Annotated in this window: 14 protein-coding genes and 2 pseudogenes; 7 read left to right on the top strand and 9 right to left on the bottom strand. The window is 59.4% G+C overall.

Going from position 1 to position 16,572, the window contains the following annotated elements:
* Positions 1-116 (top strand): annotated as a pseudogene (locus G6M89_RS21635) (IS630 family transposase); the annotation flags it as partial.
* A gap of 9 nt (positions 117-125) precedes the next feature.
* On the opposite strand, the pseudogene G6M89_RS21630 reads toward G6M89_RS21635, so the two are convergent.
* A pseudogene (locus G6M89_RS21630) lies at positions 126-296 on the bottom strand (ArsR family transcriptional regulator); the annotation flags it as partial.
* A gap of 872 nt (positions 297-1,168) precedes the next feature.
* Between G6M89_RS21630 and G6M89_RS21625 the strand changes: the two are divergent.
* Positions 1,169-2,140 (top strand): transcription initiation factor IIB family protein, encoded by a 972-nt coding sequence (locus G6M89_RS21625; protein WP_165163972.1) that lies wholly within the window; start codon positions 1,169-1,171, stop codon positions 2,138-2,140.
* 39 nt (positions 2,141-2,179) lie between these two features.
* On the opposite strand, the gene G6M89_RS21620 is transcribed toward G6M89_RS21625, so the two are convergent.
* On the bottom strand, positions 2,180-2,356 hold the full coding sequence (locus G6M89_RS21620) for a hypothetical protein (RefSeq protein WP_165163971.1): 177 nt from the start codon (positions 2,354-2,356) through the stop codon (positions 2,180-2,182).
* Between the two features lie 123 nt (positions 2,357-2,479).
* Positions 2,480-4,213, bottom strand: a complete 1,734-nt coding sequence (locus G6M89_RS21615) for a methyl-accepting chemotaxis protein (protein WP_165163970.1) — start codon at positions 4,211-4,213, stop codon at positions 2,480-2,482.
* 238 nt (positions 4,214-4,451) lie between these two features.
* Here G6M89_RS21615 and G6M89_RS21610 point away from each other — a divergent pair, with 238 nt between their 5' ends.
* On the top strand, positions 4,452-6,329 hold the full coding sequence (locus tag G6M89_RS21610; RefSeq protein ID WP_241175504.1) for a DEAD/DEAH box helicase family protein: 1,878 nt from the start codon (positions 4,452-4,454) through the stop codon (positions 6,327-6,329).
* A gap of 3 nt (positions 6,330-6,332) precedes the next feature.
* Here G6M89_RS21610 and G6M89_RS21605 read toward each other — a convergent pair whose 3' ends face one another.
* Together G6M89_RS21605 and G6M89_RS21600 are read right to left on the bottom strand one after the other, a co-directional pair.
* Positions 6,333-7,727, bottom strand: coding sequence for an ATP-binding protein (locus tag G6M89_RS21605; RefSeq protein ID WP_165163968.1), 1,395 nt, complete (start codon positions 7,725-7,727; stop codon positions 6,333-6,335).
* Positions 7,728-7,815: 88 nt separating this feature from the next.
* Positions 7,816-8,133, bottom strand: coding sequence for a hypothetical protein (locus G6M89_RS21600; protein WP_165163967.1), 318 nt, complete (start codon positions 8,131-8,133; stop codon positions 7,816-7,818).
* Between G6M89_RS21600 and G6M89_RS21595 the strand changes: the two genes are divergently transcribed.
* Complete coding sequence (locus G6M89_RS21595; protein ID WP_165163966.1) at positions 8,134-8,400, top strand: hypothetical protein; 267 nt, start codon at positions 8,134-8,136, stop codon at positions 8,398-8,400.
* Between the two features lie 252 nt (positions 8,401-8,652).
* The gene (locus tag G6M89_RS21590; protein WP_165163965.1) at positions 8,653-10,674 is read left to right on the top strand and encodes a helicase HerA domain-containing protein; all 2,022 of its coding nucleotides are present in this window, start codon (positions 8,653-8,655) and stop codon (positions 10,672-10,674) included.
* A 16-nt stretch (positions 10,675-10,690) separates the two neighbouring features.
* Here the strand turns inward: G6M89_RS21590 and G6M89_RS21585 are convergent, their stop codons facing one another.
* Complete coding sequence (locus G6M89_RS21585; protein ID WP_165163964.1) at positions 10,691-11,818, bottom strand: DegT/DnrJ/EryC1/StrS family aminotransferase; 1,128 nt, start codon at positions 11,816-11,818, stop codon at positions 10,691-10,693.
* 234 nt (positions 11,819-12,052) lie between these two features.
* Here G6M89_RS21585 and G6M89_RS21580 point away from each other — a divergent pair, with 234 nt between their 5' ends.
* Positions 12,053-13,684 (top strand): alkaline phosphatase family protein, encoded by a 1,632-nt coding sequence (locus G6M89_RS21580; protein WP_165163963.1) that lies wholly within the window; start codon positions 12,053-12,055, stop codon positions 13,682-13,684.
* A complete protein-coding gene (locus tag G6M89_RS21575; RefSeq protein WP_165163962.1) occupies positions 13,681-14,697 on the top strand; it encodes a GNAT family N-acetyltransferase in 1,017 nt (338 codons plus the stop codon). Before G6M89_RS21580 ends, G6M89_RS21575 begins: the two co-directional genes overlap by 4 nt.
* Here the strand turns inward: G6M89_RS21575 and G6M89_RS21570 are convergent.
* From G6M89_RS21570 to G6M89_RS21560, 3 genes are all read right to left on the bottom strand, one after another.
* A complete protein-coding gene (locus G6M89_RS21570) occupies positions 14,694-15,305 on the bottom strand; it encodes an ECF transporter S component (protein WP_165163961.1) in 612 nt (203 codons plus the stop codon). The two genes, G6M89_RS21575 and G6M89_RS21570, sit on opposite strands and share 4 nt — an antisense overlap.
* Entirely contained in the window at positions 15,302-15,961 is a 660-nt protein-coding gene (locus G6M89_RS21565; protein WP_165163960.1) for a DUF6498-containing protein, read from the bottom strand. The genes G6M89_RS21570 and G6M89_RS21565 overlap by 4 nt, the downstream gene beginning before the upstream one ends.
* Positions 15,962-16,060: 99 nt before the next feature.
* Entirely contained in the window at positions 16,061-16,348 is a 288-nt protein-coding gene (locus G6M89_RS21560; RefSeq protein ID WP_165163959.1) for a MarR family transcriptional regulator, read from the bottom strand.
* Positions 16,349-16,572 lie beyond the last annotated feature (224 nt).

Raw genomic sequence — 16,572 nt, 5'->3', positions numbered from 1 at the left:
GACAACTCCAAGCCGCTCTCAGCAACCGCTTCTTTGAGTCACTCGACGATCTTACAACGGCGATTGATACAGCTCTTGACCAGCTCTCTGTACCAGAAGTGAGTAATTATTTCTAACTCCTACTATAGTTCACCAAGTGTAACCGTCTCTTCGGCCTCGAGAAGATACGTGAGGACTTCGCGGCGACGGCGGTTCTTGAGGAGTTCAAAGATAACGTCTTTTGAGAGACTCTCCTCGTCTTCGTCGTCGGTTGATGACGCGAGTTCGTCGGGGAGAGAGGCATCGACCGACGACATTAGACCGCCCCTCCGTCGATCGGTGTTTCCGGCCGATCTGTCTTCGAGTGAGTTTGGGAGAGCCTTCGATAGTCGAGATCGAGGGTGGCGGACGAGCTACCACCGTGCTGTCGGGCTAACAGCGGCCGCTGTACTTCCGAACGGCGATTCATAGTCACGATTGACACACCAAGTTGTACGCCAACACTGAAACTCTTAAACACGGCCACGTTTCGCACCGGCTGCAAAGTTGGTACGGATCGACTTCTGCATCGTCGTCGCTTGCCTTTCGAGCGTCGCCGTCGTGACCGACGGTGTAGCAAGGTACTGTCACTGGCATAGCGGGTGCTTGTGGACGCGTATCGCCAGCGTACGACCGGGGAACGGATGATCAGGGTGGAATGTGTGAGTAACATACTATACGATACCGATACAGCACTTGTACAGACGTTTGTACCCACCGACATAAATTCGATTGACGGTTCGGCACCGAAATGAGGATTTACATGGTGAATTACTGATTTATGCATCGACCGCAACGGAACGATGAATAGCATTCATGATGCGTGTTCACATAGACAAGAGTGGGCAGAAGTGATCCAGCGGGGTTGCTTCGCCCGGTGACGATCGATGGGACACGATCTCGGCGCGAACCCCGATCGTTTGAGCGGACGATCAGGGCTTTCGTGTCGGTTTCTCGCGGCTAGGACACAGTAATGAGTGATCGGCCCAGTGTTGCTGACCGCCTCGTGAGTAGAAAACGGCCAGCCACCGTCGTGAGTGCTGTCACCAGTTCTATAACTGCCCTTATACAGAGACCGGCACTCGTAAGTCGGTGTTTCTTGTGAAACCATGTGAACCCCTTACAGTGTCAACGGGTTTGGCAACTACTGATGACACAGTCCGTTATCAATAACGCCAGAAGTGACTCCAAAGAGACGGCGGCTGAGCTGTGTCCCGACTGTGAAACCGATACGATTATTCACGATCCGGATCGCGGCGAACGCGTCTGTGAGCAGTGCGGGCTCGTCCTCACCGAAGACCCCATCGACTACGGCCCCGAATGGCGGGCGTTCAATGCGCAAGAGCATGACGAACTCTCGCGCGTGGGCGCGCCACTCACACAGTCGATGCACGACCGCGGCCTGACGACGACGATCGACTGGCGCAATAGAGATGCCAACGGTCACACGATGTCCGCCGACAAGCAGGGCCAAATTCACCGACTCCGAGTCTGGCAAGAGCGGATTCGGACGAAAAACGCCGGCGAACGTAACCTGAAATACGCTCTCTCAGAAATCGACCGGATGGTGAGCGCCCTCGGCGTTCCTAACCCCGTCAAAGAGACAGCAAGCGTCATCTACCGCCGCGCACTCGAGCAAGACCTCATTCGCGGCCGGTCAATCGAGGGCGTCGCAACGAGTGCGCTCTATACGGCCTGTCGGAAAGAAGATATTCCCCGCAGTCTCGAGGAGGTAACTGCCGTCTCACGGGTCGACCAACGAGAGATTGGCCGAACGTATCGCTATATTGCAGACGAACTCAACATCAATCTCGAGCCGACGAACCCGCGACAGTTCGTCCCGCGATTCTGCTCGGAACTCGATGTCGGCAAGAACGTCGAGACGATGGCCGTCGAAATTATCGACGAGACGACCGATCAGGGACTGCATTCGGGCAAATCACCGACCGGCTTCGCCGCCGCAGCAATCTATGCTGCCGGCTTACTCTGTGAGGAGACGATTCCACAGCGTGCTGTCGCAGAAACCGCACAGACGACTGTCGTAACGGTTCGAAACAGGTACCGCGAACAACTCGAGGCGATCGATCACTCGCCTGCAGCGACGGAGCCTTCTTCCACGTAGTCCAGGCGAGAGTGCGGACTGTTTGGTCGAGATTAACGCTTACATGATCGAGCGTTCGTCGCCGCCATAGGCATCTTCGTCGACCAGCGCGTGCAGATTCGCGTAGGGAACGAACGCGATGAACTCATCATCTTCGTCATAGAGTTCGACTCCCTGGTCGTCCTGTTCGTAGCGCTCACAGACGATCTGTCCCTCCGGGAGGATAGCACGGAGCATATTCGATGCTATGTCATCCAGAACAATAAGCTTCGACTTGCAGGTGGGGGGTGGCTACGTCAATGACGGTGTGACTATGGCCCGTTCTGTGGTCGCATCGCCAACACACGACAGCAGTCCATCTTAGGAACGCTCGACTGTGAACGTCGCAACCTGTCCGTTGAGTTCGGTCGCAGTCGCCGAAAGCGATCCTGCAGCGTCCGAAATCTCTGCGATCGTTGCCGTCTGTTCTTCAGCGGCTGCCGCAACGCTGCTTGTCTCTCGAAGCGTCCGCTCACTTTGCTCGGTCGCCTCATCGACCATTGCCGCCACCTGCTGGCTCGTCGTTGCCTGCTCGTCCGTCGCGTCGTTGATCGACTGCACGCCTTCGTTTGCCTCTTGCACTCGGTCAGCAATCTCCTCGAGCACCGACAGACTCTCTTCGATCGTTTCCGTGCCCTCGAGCAACTCCGCTTGCATCGCCCGAATCTCGTCGACACTCGCTCGAGCCGACTCCTGAACATCGGTGACGATCGCATCGACTTCATCTGTGGCGTCGCCAGTCTCCTCGGCGAGTGAGCGAATTTCCTCGGCAACGATGGCAAAGCGACTGCCGTCGCCACCAGCCCGTGCCGCCTCGATCGAGGCGTTGACCGCAAGCAGGTTCGTCTCCTCGGCGATACCGTCAATCAGTTCGACGATGTTGGTCACTTCCGCGAGTTCCGAATCGAGGCGTTCGATTCGCTCAACGATCTCGACGGAACGGTCTTCGAGGCGCTCGAGTTCGGCGATTGCGTCATTCGCTCCGGCACGTCCACTTCGGGCGCTGTCAGCGGCGCGATCCGAAATGTCAGCGACACCGTCGGCCGTTGAGGCGATCTCCTCGATCGTCGCCGAGAGGTCGCTCATCTCGTCGAGGACGGCCTCGAAGCGGTCGTTTTGCTCGTCGGTCGCCGTCGAAATCTCTTCGGCGGAGATGCTCACTTCCTCGCTTGCGCGTTCGATTTCCGTAACGCTGGTCGAGACCTCCGCGCCAACCACTTCGACCTCGTCTGCAAGCGTCTGAATGCCCCGAATCGTCTCCTCGAGGTCGTCGAGCGTCGCATTCAGCCCGGTGGCAATCTCGGCCATCGCATCGTGGTCGCTCTCGACCGAAACGCGCCGGGTGAAATCGCCCGCAGCACAGCGCTCTAAGACTGCGCGAATTCGCTCGGCATCGGCCTCGAGTGCCTCGTTTCGGGACTCAACGCGTTCGCGCTGGCGTTCGATTCGCTCGCGGCTGGTCTCGAGTTCGTCGATCCGATTCTCGAGGCCAGTCTGCATGCCCGCAAGCGAGTCGCCGAACTCGCCTGGGACGGACTCGTCGAGTACCTCCGCGTCGAACTCCTCGGTGGCCAGTGCGTCCGCCTGGGCTGCAACGGTCGTCAGCGAGGCATGCATCTCGGCGAACGATTCCTGTAGTTCGCCAATCTCGTCGGTCTGTGTCGGCTCGGGGGGACGCGCCTCGAGGTCGCCGTTCGAAATCCGTTCGGCGTCCGTGCGCAATCGCTCGAGCGGGGAGATAACGTCTTCTCGGGTGATCACCAGCGTGTTGAGGAACGCGACGACGGCGAGGACGAAGACGACACCGGTCAGAACGATCTGCGTCGTTGGGAACACGGCGAATGCCTCACTCGGACCGAGAAAGGCAATCGGGAGGGCAAAGACAGCAAGCGTCGAACAAAATTGTAAGATTACCGCAGCCATCATCTTTCGCTCGAGGCTACCAGCGATTCCTAGACGTTCCATAGACGCCCAGAGCAACGACGTGTATCGATCACGGATCGACGACGAACGCTCGCCAGCCGGGCCAAGTTGGCCAGTCGCAGACGTAGTCATACGGATGATACTCGCCCTCGTTGACTTAAACGCGCTGGCAGTTACCAGCCAGTAAAAGGTTGCATCGAATCGGCAATACTGCGATGTACAGACGGTACCAAGCGAAATCGGTTTACTCGCGCCGCCGGTAGGCCCGCCAGTGACCGACGAACGCCCTTCAGAGCCGGCAAAATCGGAGACGCAAGACGGTTCGACAGATACCGGAGATGTCGATCCGGATCGAAACGCAGACTCGAATCTGGATTTGAACTCGAACGCAACCCCGCTCACGATCGCCGACTTCCACGAGGCCAGCCAACGCGAAGGCCAGCCGGTGCTCACCGCGGGCGCAGTGGCCCGACGACTCGAGAAGCCTCACGATACCGTCAGCGAGCAACTGGACGACCTCGCCGAGCGCGGCGCACTCGAGCGGCTCTCGGTCTCGAACGATCCCGTCGTCTGGTACCCTAGCGAACTCGAGGACCTCACGGATCGGGAACGGGTCGTTGTCTTCCCCAAACGCCGCGAAATCGTCGTCGACCGCCCAGACCAGTTTACGCGCGCACAACTCGCGCAGTTCGCCCACCTCGAGGATGCAAACGGCGAGGAGGGCTATCGCTACGTCCTCAGACCCGAAGATATCTGGCAGGCACCCCACGACAGCTTCGAGGATCTCACGCGAACGATGCGCCAGGCGCTCGGTCAGCGCTCCGACCCGCTCGAGGAGTGGGTCCAGAGCCAGTGGACTCGCGCCCATCAGTTCCGCCTTTACACGCACGACGACGGCTATACCGTGCTCGAGGCCGAGACACCAGAAGTTATGGGCAACGTCGCCCGACAGAAGTTGGACGAGGAACACGTCCACGCCCCCATCTCAGAAACCGAAGACTGGGTCCACGAAGGCTCCGAAGCCGCGATCAAGCGCATTCTCTACGAAGCGGGCTATCCCGTACAGGATCATCGGGACCTCGAATCGGGTGAGGGACTCGAGATCGACCTCGCGGTATCGCTTCGCGACTATCAACAGACCTGGGTCGATCACTTCGCCGAGTCGGGCGAAGGAGTTTTCGTCGGGCCACCCGGCAGCGGGAAAACGGTCGCCGCAATGGGCGCGATGGCACACGTCGGCGGCGAAACCCTGATTCTGGTGCCGAGTCGTGACCTCGCTCGCCAGTGGGCCGAGACGATTGAAGAGTACACCACGCTCGAGTCCCACCAGATCGGCCAGTATCACGGCGGTCAGAAGAACGTCCGCCCCGTTACCATCGCGACCTACCAGATTGCGGGGATGGATCGCCACCGCTCGCTGTTCGACGACCGCGAGTGGGGTCTGGTGGTGTTCGACGAGTGCCAGCACGTTCCGAGCGACGTGTATCGCCGGAGTACCCGCCTGCAGTCCCGCCACCGCCTCGGCCTTTCAGCCAGCCCGATCCGGGAAGACGACCGACAGAAAGAGATTTTCACGCTCGTCGGCCCACCAATCGGCACCGACTGGCAGGCCCTCTTCGATGCCGGTTTCGTCGCCGAACCCGAACTCGAGATTCGCTACGTCCCGTGGGGTGACGACGAGCAACAAAACGCCTACGTCTCCGCGGAGGGACGCAAAAAGTACCGCATCGCCGCCGAAAACCGCGGGAAGATCGATGAGGTTCGATACCTGCTGTCCGCACATCCCGACTCGAGAGCGCTCATTTTCGTTGACTACCTCGATCAGGGTAATGAACTCGCCGACGCACTCGAGTCACCCTTCATCAGCGGCGAAACACGCCATCACGAGCGCCGCCGACTGTTCGAGGAGTTCCGGCGCAACGAACGCGATTTGCTGATCATCTCTCGAGTCGGCGACGAGGGAATTGACCTCCCGACGGCGGATTTAGCGATTGTTGCGTCCGGATTGGGCGGGTCACGTCGGCAGGGCACGCAGCGTGCCGGTCGAACCATGCGCCCAGCGGGCGGCGCGCTGGTATACGTGCTCGCGACGCGCGGGACTCGAGAGGAGGATTTCGCCCGCCGGCAGCTCCAGCACCTCGGCCGAAAAGGGATGACTGTCCGCGAGCAGACGGTCGAGCGAACGGGTGAATCAGCAGACGAAGGTGACGCGTCAAAAGAGGGAGACGGCTCGAGCGACGCGCCATAGGCGTCACCGATAGGCGTTCACGATGTCCGTCGGGGTGAATAGTGAAATGTCGTCTCGTTCTGCAGCCGTCTGTTGCAACCCCTCGGAAAAGCCGGACCGACAAAAACAGCAGTACTGCGGTGTCGGCTCGCCACCGCTCGGTGGCGTCCACCGAACCTGTGCGGTGGTGCGCTCGAGGTCGGCCAGATCACCCTCATCCATCGGTCGGGTTGTGTACTTACACTCGCCAGCGACGAGCGTGCCATCGCCGCCGAGTCCGACGACATCGAGTTCGTGGTGATCGTGCCACCAGTAGCCGATACCATGATACGTTTTTGGGACGAGTTTCGGGAGCGCTTGCTGGCACACTCGTTCGAACATGGTCCCCATATAGGACGAGAACGTCGGCTCGACGAGTTGCTCGTAGGCGTCATCGCCAAGTTGGGCGAGTTTTCCTTGCTGCCCGTAGACGTACTGGAACCAGAACTGAAATAGCGGTTTTCGGAGCCGATAGCGACTCTTTCTGGTCGTTTGTGGATTCGCCGTAACCGGGGTATCTCGTTCAATGAGTCGCAACCGGCGTAGCTTCGAGAGATACGAACCGACCGAATTCGATTCAATTCCAGCGAATCCGGCAATTTCACTCACCTCGCGTTTGCCCGTGGCGATGGCCCGAAGGATCGTATAGTAGGTTCGTGGGTCCCGAATGCCAAACTCCGTCCGCAGGAGGAACTCTGGCTCGTTGTGCAAGACGCCGTGTTCCGACAGAATATGTGTCTGAATGTTTTCCGCAAGGGTATTCGACTGCGTCAGCGCCTGTAGATAGTACGGCGTTCCACCGAAGACACCCCATGACCGGATAATTGAATCCGGCTCCGAACTCGGGTAGAACCGCTGCGCATCCCCAAGCTCGAGCGGTGGCAAGTCAATTGCCCCGGTTCGTCGACCGTACAGCGGACTGCCGCCGCCCAGAACTTTTTCTTCCATGATACTGATCGACGACCCGACGAGGACGAGCGTCATCGACGTCTCCTCGAGGTGCATGTCCCAGACTCGCTGGAGCTTTGACGGCAGGGACTCATCCGATTCGATCAGGTATGGAAACTCATCGAGGATAACGATTGTATCCTGCTGGCCAAGCGTTCGCAACACTGTCTCCCAGTCGCGTTTGAGATCCGCAATGAGGGGAACCGTCTCACTGGCCGTTTCGACAAAGTCCTCGAGTTGGACGGCTGCAGTCTCTTCGGTTGCCTGCCAGTATACGGCATCGTCGCGGTCACCGATTGCCTCACGAACGAGTGCGCTTTTGCCGAGTCGACGACGCCCGTACACGACGAGCAAATCCGCCGTCTCTCGGTCAAATCGCGACCGCAACAGTTCGAGTTCGTCCTCACGATTGACGAACTGCGGATGGGACATACACACACTCCGAGGCCACAGACAAAAATACTGACGATTAGCTTAATCGTGATTAGCTTAATCGCGATTTTACTATTGGCACTCGTGGCTACCCCACCTCCATCACCGGCGGCGCGTCCGGTTCGACCGCTTCCACGTGGTCGACACAGTTTACGCCGAACCCATCCTCGAGGGCACGCTCACAGCAGGCGACGGTTTCGGCGTCGGTGAAGGCGACTCGAGCGTCGAGCGCGACGGTGGTATCGTTGAGACTGGGTGAGACTTGCCTGATCTCGGCGTCGGCGACGTGCTCGACGGTGTCGACGCGTTCGATGACGCGCAATGCGCCGTCAGCGAGGCTACCCGTGGCGCTGAGTGGAACGCGAACGGTAAGCGATACGTCGACCTGCAGTGTCAGTGCGGTCATATGGTCCCCGCCGAGAGTCGAACTCGGCGCTCGAGCACTGGATCAGCGCTCGCGTGGTGGCCAGTACACTACGGGGACTACGCCCCGCTGGCCGGACAGAACACTCGCAGACGGGACCACCCGTCAGCGGTGACAGACTCCGAAAATGGCGTCGTCGGATTCGTCCGGCCAGCGACGATTATACGGCGCGGACGGATCCGAGTGCAACTCCACTCGAACTCGAGTGGAGTGCGTGACCGAGATCCCGTCCACGACCACTGGCAGTGAGCCAGGCGTCGAGCCCATACGGGGTGAAACGCCCATTTCTCGCCGCGGATGCAAGCAGGCCAGTGTGGCGAATAGGCGTTTTCGAGATCATCGATCAGCGAACCTGTTCCAACGATCATGCGCAATTGTCATAATTGTTGCTGTAGTGTGTTCACATGCACCATGAGATCTACAGGGAGGCCAACGTTCAAGGGAGCGCGTTCGAACTGTATGTAGCATGAACGACGCGGCCCCGCTCGAGGTGAGGATACGGTGAGCGATGACGAGCAACGGAAGGTTCTCGTCGGCGAGACGGACGACGGCCACGACCTGTGGCTTCCCGTCGTCGAACTGCTGACCGGACGCGGATTCGTCACTGGAAAATCCGGCTCCGGAAAGTCGAACACCGCCTCGGTGATCGCTGAGGAACTACTCGAGGCCGGCTTTCCCCTCCTGATTATTGACACGGACGGCGAGTACTACGGGCTCAAAGAGGAGTACGAGATGCTCCACGCGGGCGCGGACGAAGAGTGTGACATCCAGATCGGCCCCGAACACGCCGAACAGATGGCCGCACTTGCACTCGAGGAGAACGTCCCGATCATCCTCGACGTGTCGGGCTATCTCGACGAGGACGTCGCGGACGAACTCATCAAGAAGGTCGCCCAGCAGCTCTTCGTCAAAGAAAAGAAACTGAAGAAGCCGTTCTTGCTGGTCGTCGAAGAGGTCCACGAGTACATTCCCGAGGGCGGCGGCGTCGGCGAAACAGGCAATTTGCTGATCAAGATAAGCAAGCGCGGCCGGAAACACGGCCTCGGGATCGTCGGCATCAGCCAGCGCCCTGCCGATGTCAAGAAAGATTTCATCACGCAGGCGAACTGGCTCGTCTGGCATCGCCTGACCTGGGACAACGATACGAACGTCGTCGGCCGAATTATCGACACCGAGTACTCGGAACTCGTTTCTGAACTAGGTGACGGGCAGGGATTCGTCCAGACGGACTGGACGGACACCGAGGTCCGAAAGGTCCAGTTCCGGCGCAAGCGGACCTTCGACGCCGGTGCAACACCCGGCCTCGACGACTTTGAGCGACCCGAACTCAAGTCCGTCTCCGACGCCCTCGTTGGCGACCTCCAGAACATCTCCGAGCGCAAGGAACGCGAAGAAAGCCGCATCCTCGAGCTCGAGAACGAACTCGAGAAGAAAGAGAAACGAATCGAGACCTTAGAGGATGACCTCGAGTCGGCCCGCGACATCTCGAACGCCGCAAAGCAGATGGCGGATGCGCTGACGAAACCCGAACTCTACCAGACACAGTTGCCGACAGGTGAGGAGGGCGAACGCCGGCTGCACGACGAAATTCTCGCACTCGAGGACGAACGCGATGACCTCGAGGAGACACTCGAAACGCGTGAGCAACGAATCGAGACCTTGGAGGACGACCTTGAGTCGCGAGATGAGACAGTTCGGCGGCTTCGTGAGGCGAACGAACGCCTTCGCGAACAGTTACAGACACTTGCCGAGCGAGCAGCAGCCGACGACCTCGATGGCGACGACGCGGAAGAGATTCTGCAAGTCGGTGGCGATCCACTCGAGTTTGGCTATACAGATGTCGACACCGACGAAGACGACGACGCGGATCTGGTGGTTGCCGGCGAACAGGAGCGCGACCGCGCCAGTAGCGCGAGCCAACCAGACAAGACTGCGGGTCCGCTTGCAGGCTACGAACGCCGCAACTGGCCGACGGTGAGTCGCAAACGGAATCTCGAGCGTGGCGAGATCAGCGACGAGACGCCGACTACGGTTGCTGAGGAGGATGGCTCAGCGGGCGATACTCAAACGGCTGCGGTTCAGAACAACGCTGGCCAGACACCTTCGAACAGTACTGCGGCGTCGAGTTCACCCACCCGGCCTCAGCCACGTGCGGTGAATCAAAACGCGACGCCATCGGGACAGTGGTCGGATTCGATTTCGGCACTCGCTGATCGCCTCGAGACAGGGTCAGTTGAGACCGAACTCGAGCGGGCAAGCGAGCGGTCACAGTGTTCACTCGAGACGACGAAAGCGATTCTTGCAGTGTTTGTTCGCGATGGTCCACTCGAGGTCGTACCAATCGCTGAGCAGGTAGGCCGGTCGACCGTCGCCGTTCAGAGTCTCCTCTCAGAGTTGCGAAGCGAGGACATACTCGAGCGAACCGGCCAGCGAACGTACGGACTCGAGGCCGACGCTCGGACAAGTCTGACTGCAGCTGACGAAATGAGAGATGACGGCGACGTTCCCAGCGACGACGAGTGAGCCGTCTCGGCCAGTCTCAGTGGCGAAGCCTCATCGCGACGGCTTCGATCGTCGATGCATCGACGTGTTGGTGGACCGGCAAGGCAACGATTTCTTTCGAGAGGCGGGTTGCTGTCTCGTAGGTTGGGTTCTCGAGGACGGTCGTCGAAAGTCGCGGCCAGTTGTACGCGCCCCCGGCACCGCAGCGCTGGAGGGCTGCCATGAGTTTTTTTGGCTCCTCCGCCCGAACGGGCAACGCCTGCGGACAAATGCCGTGGGGAAGCGAGTCGTACACAAATTCGAGGTCGTCGCGATCGTTGAGCAGTCGTTGCCAGGTTCGATAGTTTGTCCGACGGCGGTTCCGAATCTCGTCTGGATTCGACTCCTCGAGAATGTGTTCAGTGAGTCGTGACATCATCCGTTTCCCATCTTCGTAGCGTTTGTGTGGGCCGCCGACTGCTGGTGTCTCGTCGTCGTCGAGAGCAAACATAGAGTCGAGTGACTCCCGAATCATGCCGTTTCCATCGAGGAGGTTCTGGATAACGGATTTGACGATGAACTGGCAATCGGATACGTCGACGCTCTCGCGAACGCCAGCAATCGGCGACGGCTGGAAATTCTCGATTGTCTCGGCATCGTTATGAAAGAGGACGGCCCCGTTCGGGACCGGCAGGAGCTTCCAGAGGCTCGTGATCCCGATGTGCCCGCGGGTGCCAAGTAGTGTCCCATTGTCGATGCTCAATGGCGCATGAGCATTATCATCAATATGATAGCAGTTGTAGTCCTCGATGAGTTGTTGCAACTCTTCGAGACCCGGCTGTGGGAAGCCAAAGTAGTTGACTGACATGACCGCAGCGGTGTTGGCGTCGATACGTTGCTCGACGTCCGCAAGGTCCGGCGCAAACGATGGCTCGACACGATAGTATCGCGGCTCGAGTCCAAGTTCCTGAAACGGTTCGACGACGGCATCCGGAAGATACGCCGGGAGCAAGACGTTTTGCCCTGGCTCGACGAGCCCTGCGAGTCCGTCTCGGAGTGCCACCTTCCCTGCACCATAGAAGGTGTACGCTGCGGCATACTCCTCGAGGAACGATTCAACACCCGTTGGACCCGAGTGGTGCCTCGAGAGTGACCGGATCGACAACGATGGTCCAGCACTGATCATACGATACAACGGTTACCAGTCAGTGACCCCCCGATTATCAACCATACACGCATTAGATACGCTATTCCGAACAGAACCTTTAGTGATGGGGTCGATACGTCACGGCCTGCATCGTCAGGCGTCGCTTACAGGGTATCTACACCGTAAGGCCATGGGCCTGACCCGCGGTGAAAACGCGTCTTACAGTCGAAAAGCACTCGCATAACAAAGCCCGGTGGTCTCAACCGACTCCGTATGACAGATTCGACTGCTGATGACGACATGCAACTGCTCGTCATCGGACTCGATGCAGGCTGTCGCCCCGTTCTCGAGTCGCTGTTCGACGCTGGCAACGCGCCGACACTCGAGTCGCTGTTCGAGATGGGGTCGTCCGGTCCGCTCGAGTCACAGATACCGCCGTGGACGGCAAGCGCCTGGCCCTCGATGTACACCGGGAAGAACCCCGGCAAGCACGGTGTGTTTGATTTTCTCTCGTTCGACGGCTACGAGTGGGATGTCGTCAATTCGACGCACGTTCGAGAGCGGCCAGTGTGGGAACTGCTCTCCGAACACGGGTTGACGAGCGTCGTCGTCAACCTGCCCGTCACGCACCCGGCCTCGGAGTTCGATGGCGCGTTGATTCCCGGGATGACCGCACCCGAGGACCCCGCGTGTCACCCCGAGGGGATCCTCGAGGACGTCAAGATGGCCTGTGGCGACTACCGGATCTACCCGCAGAGCGGGCCCGAACCCGACCACTCTATCGAGGGCTACGAGAATACAGTCGAACTTCGGGGCGAGGCGTTTCGATATCTCTGCCGGCGGATGGAACCTGACTTTGGCTTCCTGCAGTTCCAACAGACCGACTCCGTCTTCCACGAGCGTCCCGGCGACAAGGAGGCTATCGAGGCCGTCTACAACGAAGTCGACACGCAGATCGAAGCAACACTCGAGGAAGTCGACCCAGAAAACGTCCTGATCGTCAGCGATCACGGGATGGGGAAGATAACGGGTGACGAGTTCCGGATCAACGAGTTCCTGCGCGAGAAAGATTATCTGCAGGCCCGAAGCGGCGGCGAGGGCATGCCAGACTGGTCGCGAGCCTGGGAGAACGACCTCCTCGAGGGCCAAGATGCAAGCGAACACGAAGAAAGTCCCGTCGAGAAGGCGATGAACGTCGCCGCAAAGGTCGGGATCACGACCCAGCGTGTCGCGGGCGCGCTCGACCGCGTCGGACTCAAAGAGCCGATTGGTCGACGGGTCCCGAACGACATGATCCGGGCGGCCAGCGAACAGGTTGATTTCCCCGAATCGGAGGTCTACATGCGCTCGAAGAGTGAACTCGGCTTACGGATCAATCTCGAGGGCAGAGAGCCAAACGGCACCGTACCCGAATCCGAGTACGAATCGGTGCGAAAAGCGGTGATCAAGCAACTCTCGGACGTGACGACACCGGACGGCAAGCCAATGTTCGATGCCGTCGGCCCGCGTGAATCGTTCTTCGAGGGCCCATATCTTGATCACGCACCGGATATCGTCACCGTCCCAACGGAGTTCAACAACGCACTCGTCGCCGACCTCGGCAGAGAACAGTTCGGCGAGCCGATGGAGACGTGGAACCACAAGCAAACAGGCGTCGTCGCCGCAGCCGGGCCTGCCTTCGACGAAGACCATTCGCTCGAGGGCGAGGATGCGACGCTGTTCGATATCGCGCCGACGATCTGTTCACTGTTCGACGTGCCGATCGATGCAGAGATGGACGGCGAAACGTTGCCAATAATCGACGCAGGTGCCGAAGCAGAGTATCCGGCCTACGAGCCAGAGCCGATTACGGCGACAGATGATCGGGCTGTCGAGGATCGGCTCTCCGATCTTGGGTACCTATGACTATCGAAGTTACAACGCTTGACCCCTGGACCGAGGCCGAAGAGTGGAACCGCTACGTCGAGAAATCAAATGGGACGAACCCCTTCTTCCGAGCGGAAGCACTCCGCCTGCAGGCCGAAGACACGGGAACGGAACTGCATCTCATTACCGGATTCAAGGGCCAGGAAGCCGTCGGTATCTTCCCCGTCTTCGAGTTCTCCCGCGGACCAGTCACCGGCGCGTTCTCGCCAGCCCCACGCTCGTGGTCGCCATATCTTGGTCCTGCGACGCTCAACCTCGAGAAGGTCAAACAGCGGAAAGCCGACCAGCGCGTCAAACGATTCCTCGAGGGCGCACTCGAGTGGATCGAGATGGAAATTTCGCCGCTATACACGCGATTCGTTGCGGCCGAGTTCGAAGACGTGCGGCCGTTCACCTGGAATCAGTATCAGGTCGAACCGGGCTACACGTACGTCGTCGACCTCGAGGGGAGCGAAGAAGAGTTGCTGAACCGATTCAGTACCGACGCACGTAGTAACGTTCGCAATGCGGACGACGACGCCTACGTGATCGAGGAAGGGGGCCCAGATGATATCGAAGCCATCGTCGAGCAGGTCGGCCAGCGATACGAGAATCAGGGCCGCTCGTTCCATCTGAGCCCCGATTTCGTTCGGTCCGCACATGCGGTGTTGCCTGACGGCTCGGTTCGGCCTTACGTCTGTCGCCCTGCCGGCGAAGACGAGGTCCTCGGCGGAATTCTCGTCGTCGAATCGGACACCACCCGCTACCGGTGGCAAGGCGGCGTCAAACCCGATGCCGACATCGACCTGCCGATTAACGACTTACTCGACTGGACGGTCATGCGCGACGGCCTCCGCGAGGACCTCGAGCGCTACGACCTCGTCGGCGCTGGCGTCCCGAGCATCAACCGCTACAAGGCGAAGTTCAACCCACGCCTCGAAACCAACTACACGATTACCAGAGGCGCGTTCGGGCTGGATCTGGCGATTGATCGGTACCGAAAGCTCGGCTAGGTTGGTCTCGAGGTCGAGGCGTCGATTTCTGATTGGGTCTCGAGGACGCGTGTTGCATCTGGATCGACGAGCGCCGGAATCGTAATCGGCTGGACGTCGCTGTCACTCTCATCATACTTGCTACGCTCGTTTTTGAGTTCGACCGTCGTTGTTCCAAGCAAGCGGTCTGTTCGGGTTCGAACGGAACGATACTGTGCAGCCTCGAGGCATCGGTGCGGTCTCGAGTTTCGTCCACACTCCCAGAGTCGTCCGGTTGCGTCGAAGCGATACGTCGTCCACCAGTATCGGAGCGCGTTATCGAGAATGCTGACACCGATGAGCACCACGAGCGGCGGGACGAGCCACCACATTATCGCCGGAGTGCCACCGAGTGCGATCATACCGAGAACGAACAGCGCCAGTAATGCAGTCCACGTTCCGAGGATTGACGACCAGGCGTTCGTGATCCCACCAAAGACGACGCCGGCCCGGCGCGGGCGGATTGGGTCGCCGACGAACTGGGGTGGCTCCTCGAGTGGCTGTGGCTTCCATTCGGAATCCACTCCCTCGGCGATGCCAAGCCAGCCGCCGTTATCCGCATCGAACGCACGAACCGAGCCGTAGGTCACCCACAAAAGGTCAAATGCGAACTTCCCCGCGAGTAACGCGATGAGCGAGAGCAGGCCACCAGCCTCGGTTTCGGCGGGGGGGGGACGAACATCGTGACGAGCACGCCGAGGATAAGCAACGGCCACAGCGCGTCTTGAATCGCTTGCTGAGCGTTCACCTCGCGATACTGCTCGTCGCGAAGATACGTCGACAGGGTTTCCCATCCCCGCGTGACGAACAGGCAAGCACCGACGGCGAGTACCGAATACGCAGTTTCCAACCCGATTCCAACACCGTCCCAGTTCAGAATCGAGACGAGGATCACTCCGCCAACGATTGCCCACAGTCCGCCGAGGAAGACAACCGTCAGACCGACCATGGCCAGATTGTGGATGTATACGGTCAGCGCCGTACCAGGGATGGTGAGTCCGCCGCGACGGTATCGAACAGTACCAAGAAGGATCATGGATTCGGGATACTCCGACGGCCGTTCAGCGACCCCAGCTTTGACCGCCGCCCACCACAGGCCAATCCCGATCTCGAGCCAGTAGACAAGAATCAGTGTCGCAAGGCTCCAGTCCCAGACCACCACACCGAGAATCGGCAGCGCATTCGTCGCACCCACTCCGGCAATCGCGAGTCGCGTTCTCCCTCGCGCGTCCGTGGGCGGTCGCATTACGATACCACTCACGGATGCTGATACGTTTCAGTTCCGGTTCGAACAGCGGTGAATACAACGGCAGATGGGGCGATGGCGCGGCGCGCTCGAGTACGGTTACTTCTCGATAGTGTATTTCGACTGACGGGCGTCCTCGAGACAGACGCGGCTGCTGACGAAGTCATCCTCGAGTTTACCGAGTGCATAGCGGACCGTTCGCGAGCAGAGACGGGACTCCGTGGCGATTTCCTCCTGTGTCATCGACCCCTCGTACTCGAGGACTTTGTAGACGAGTTTTGCGCTAGGTGGAAGGTCCATGACGGAGGCGGGTTCGTCGTCGGCATCAGTTTCGGCGTCGCTCTCGGCGGCACGGTCGCGGGACAGATCGTGATCAGTTGCGCTCATAGCAAGTTCGTATCACAACCCACGACAGTATGGTGTATATACAGTGTCGACAGTTCAGAAATCTAGGGAGGTACTACTGTCGGATTCACGGTCGAACGGACCGAATTATACGAGGATGGGGGAGGGTCCTCACACAGTCACTTTGTACACAAACGCGAGTCTCTCGAGCGGACAGACTAGTACAGCCCTGACACTGTGGATACTCGTTTTAGACCCAATATAGT

This window comes from Natronolimnobius sp. AArcel1 (genome assembly GCF_011043775.1).
Lineage (GTDB): Archaea > Halobacteriota > Halobacteria > Halobacteriales > Natrialbaceae > Natronolimnobius.
This window is presented reverse-complemented; position numbering and strand designations above follow the sequence as displayed.

Bases quoted from the DNA above. Each gene is read 5' to 3' on its own strand.
- G6M89_RS21575 (WP_165163962.1), top strand. From the start codon at position 13,681: ATGACTATCGAAGTTACAACGCTTGACCCCTGGACCGAGGCCGAAGAG.
- G6M89_RS21585 (WP_165163964.1), bottom strand. From the start codon at position 11,818: ATGATCAGTGCTGGACCATCGTTGTCGATCCGGTCACTCTCGAGGCAC.
- G6M89_RS21615 (WP_165163970.1), bottom strand. From the start codon at position 4,213: ATGACTACGTCTGCGACTGGCCAACTTGGCCCGGCTGGCGAGCGTTCG.
- G6M89_RS21600 (WP_165163967.1), bottom strand. From the start codon at position 8,133: ATGACCGCACTGACACTGCAGGTCGACGTATCGCTTACCGTTCGCGTT.
- G6M89_RS21580 (WP_165163963.1), top strand. From the start codon at position 12,053: ATGACAGATTCGACTGCTGATGACGACATGCAACTGCTCGTCATCGGA.
- G6M89_RS21625 (WP_165163972.1), top strand. From the start codon at position 1,169: ATGACACAGTCCGTTATCAATAACGCCAGAAGTGACTCCAAAGAGACG.
- G6M89_RS21605 (WP_165163968.1), bottom strand. From the start codon at position 7,727: ATGTCCCATCCGCAGTTCGTCAATCGTGAGGACGAACTCGAACTGTTG.
- G6M89_RS21595 (WP_165163966.1), top strand. From the start codon at position 8,134: ATGGTCCCCGCCGAGAGTCGAACTCGGCGCTCGAGCACTGGATCAGCG.
- G6M89_RS21620 (WP_165163971.1), bottom strand. From the start codon at position 2,356: ATGCTCCGTGCTATCCTCCCGGAGGGACAGATCGTCTGTGAGCGCTAC.
- G6M89_RS21565 (WP_165163960.1), bottom strand. From the start codon at position 15,961: ATGCGACCGCCCACGGACGCGCGAGGGAGAACGCGACTCGCGATTGCC.
- G6M89_RS21560 (WP_165163959.1), bottom strand. From the start codon at position 16,348: ATGAGCGCAACTGATCACGATCTGTCCCGCGACCGTGCCGCCGAGAGC.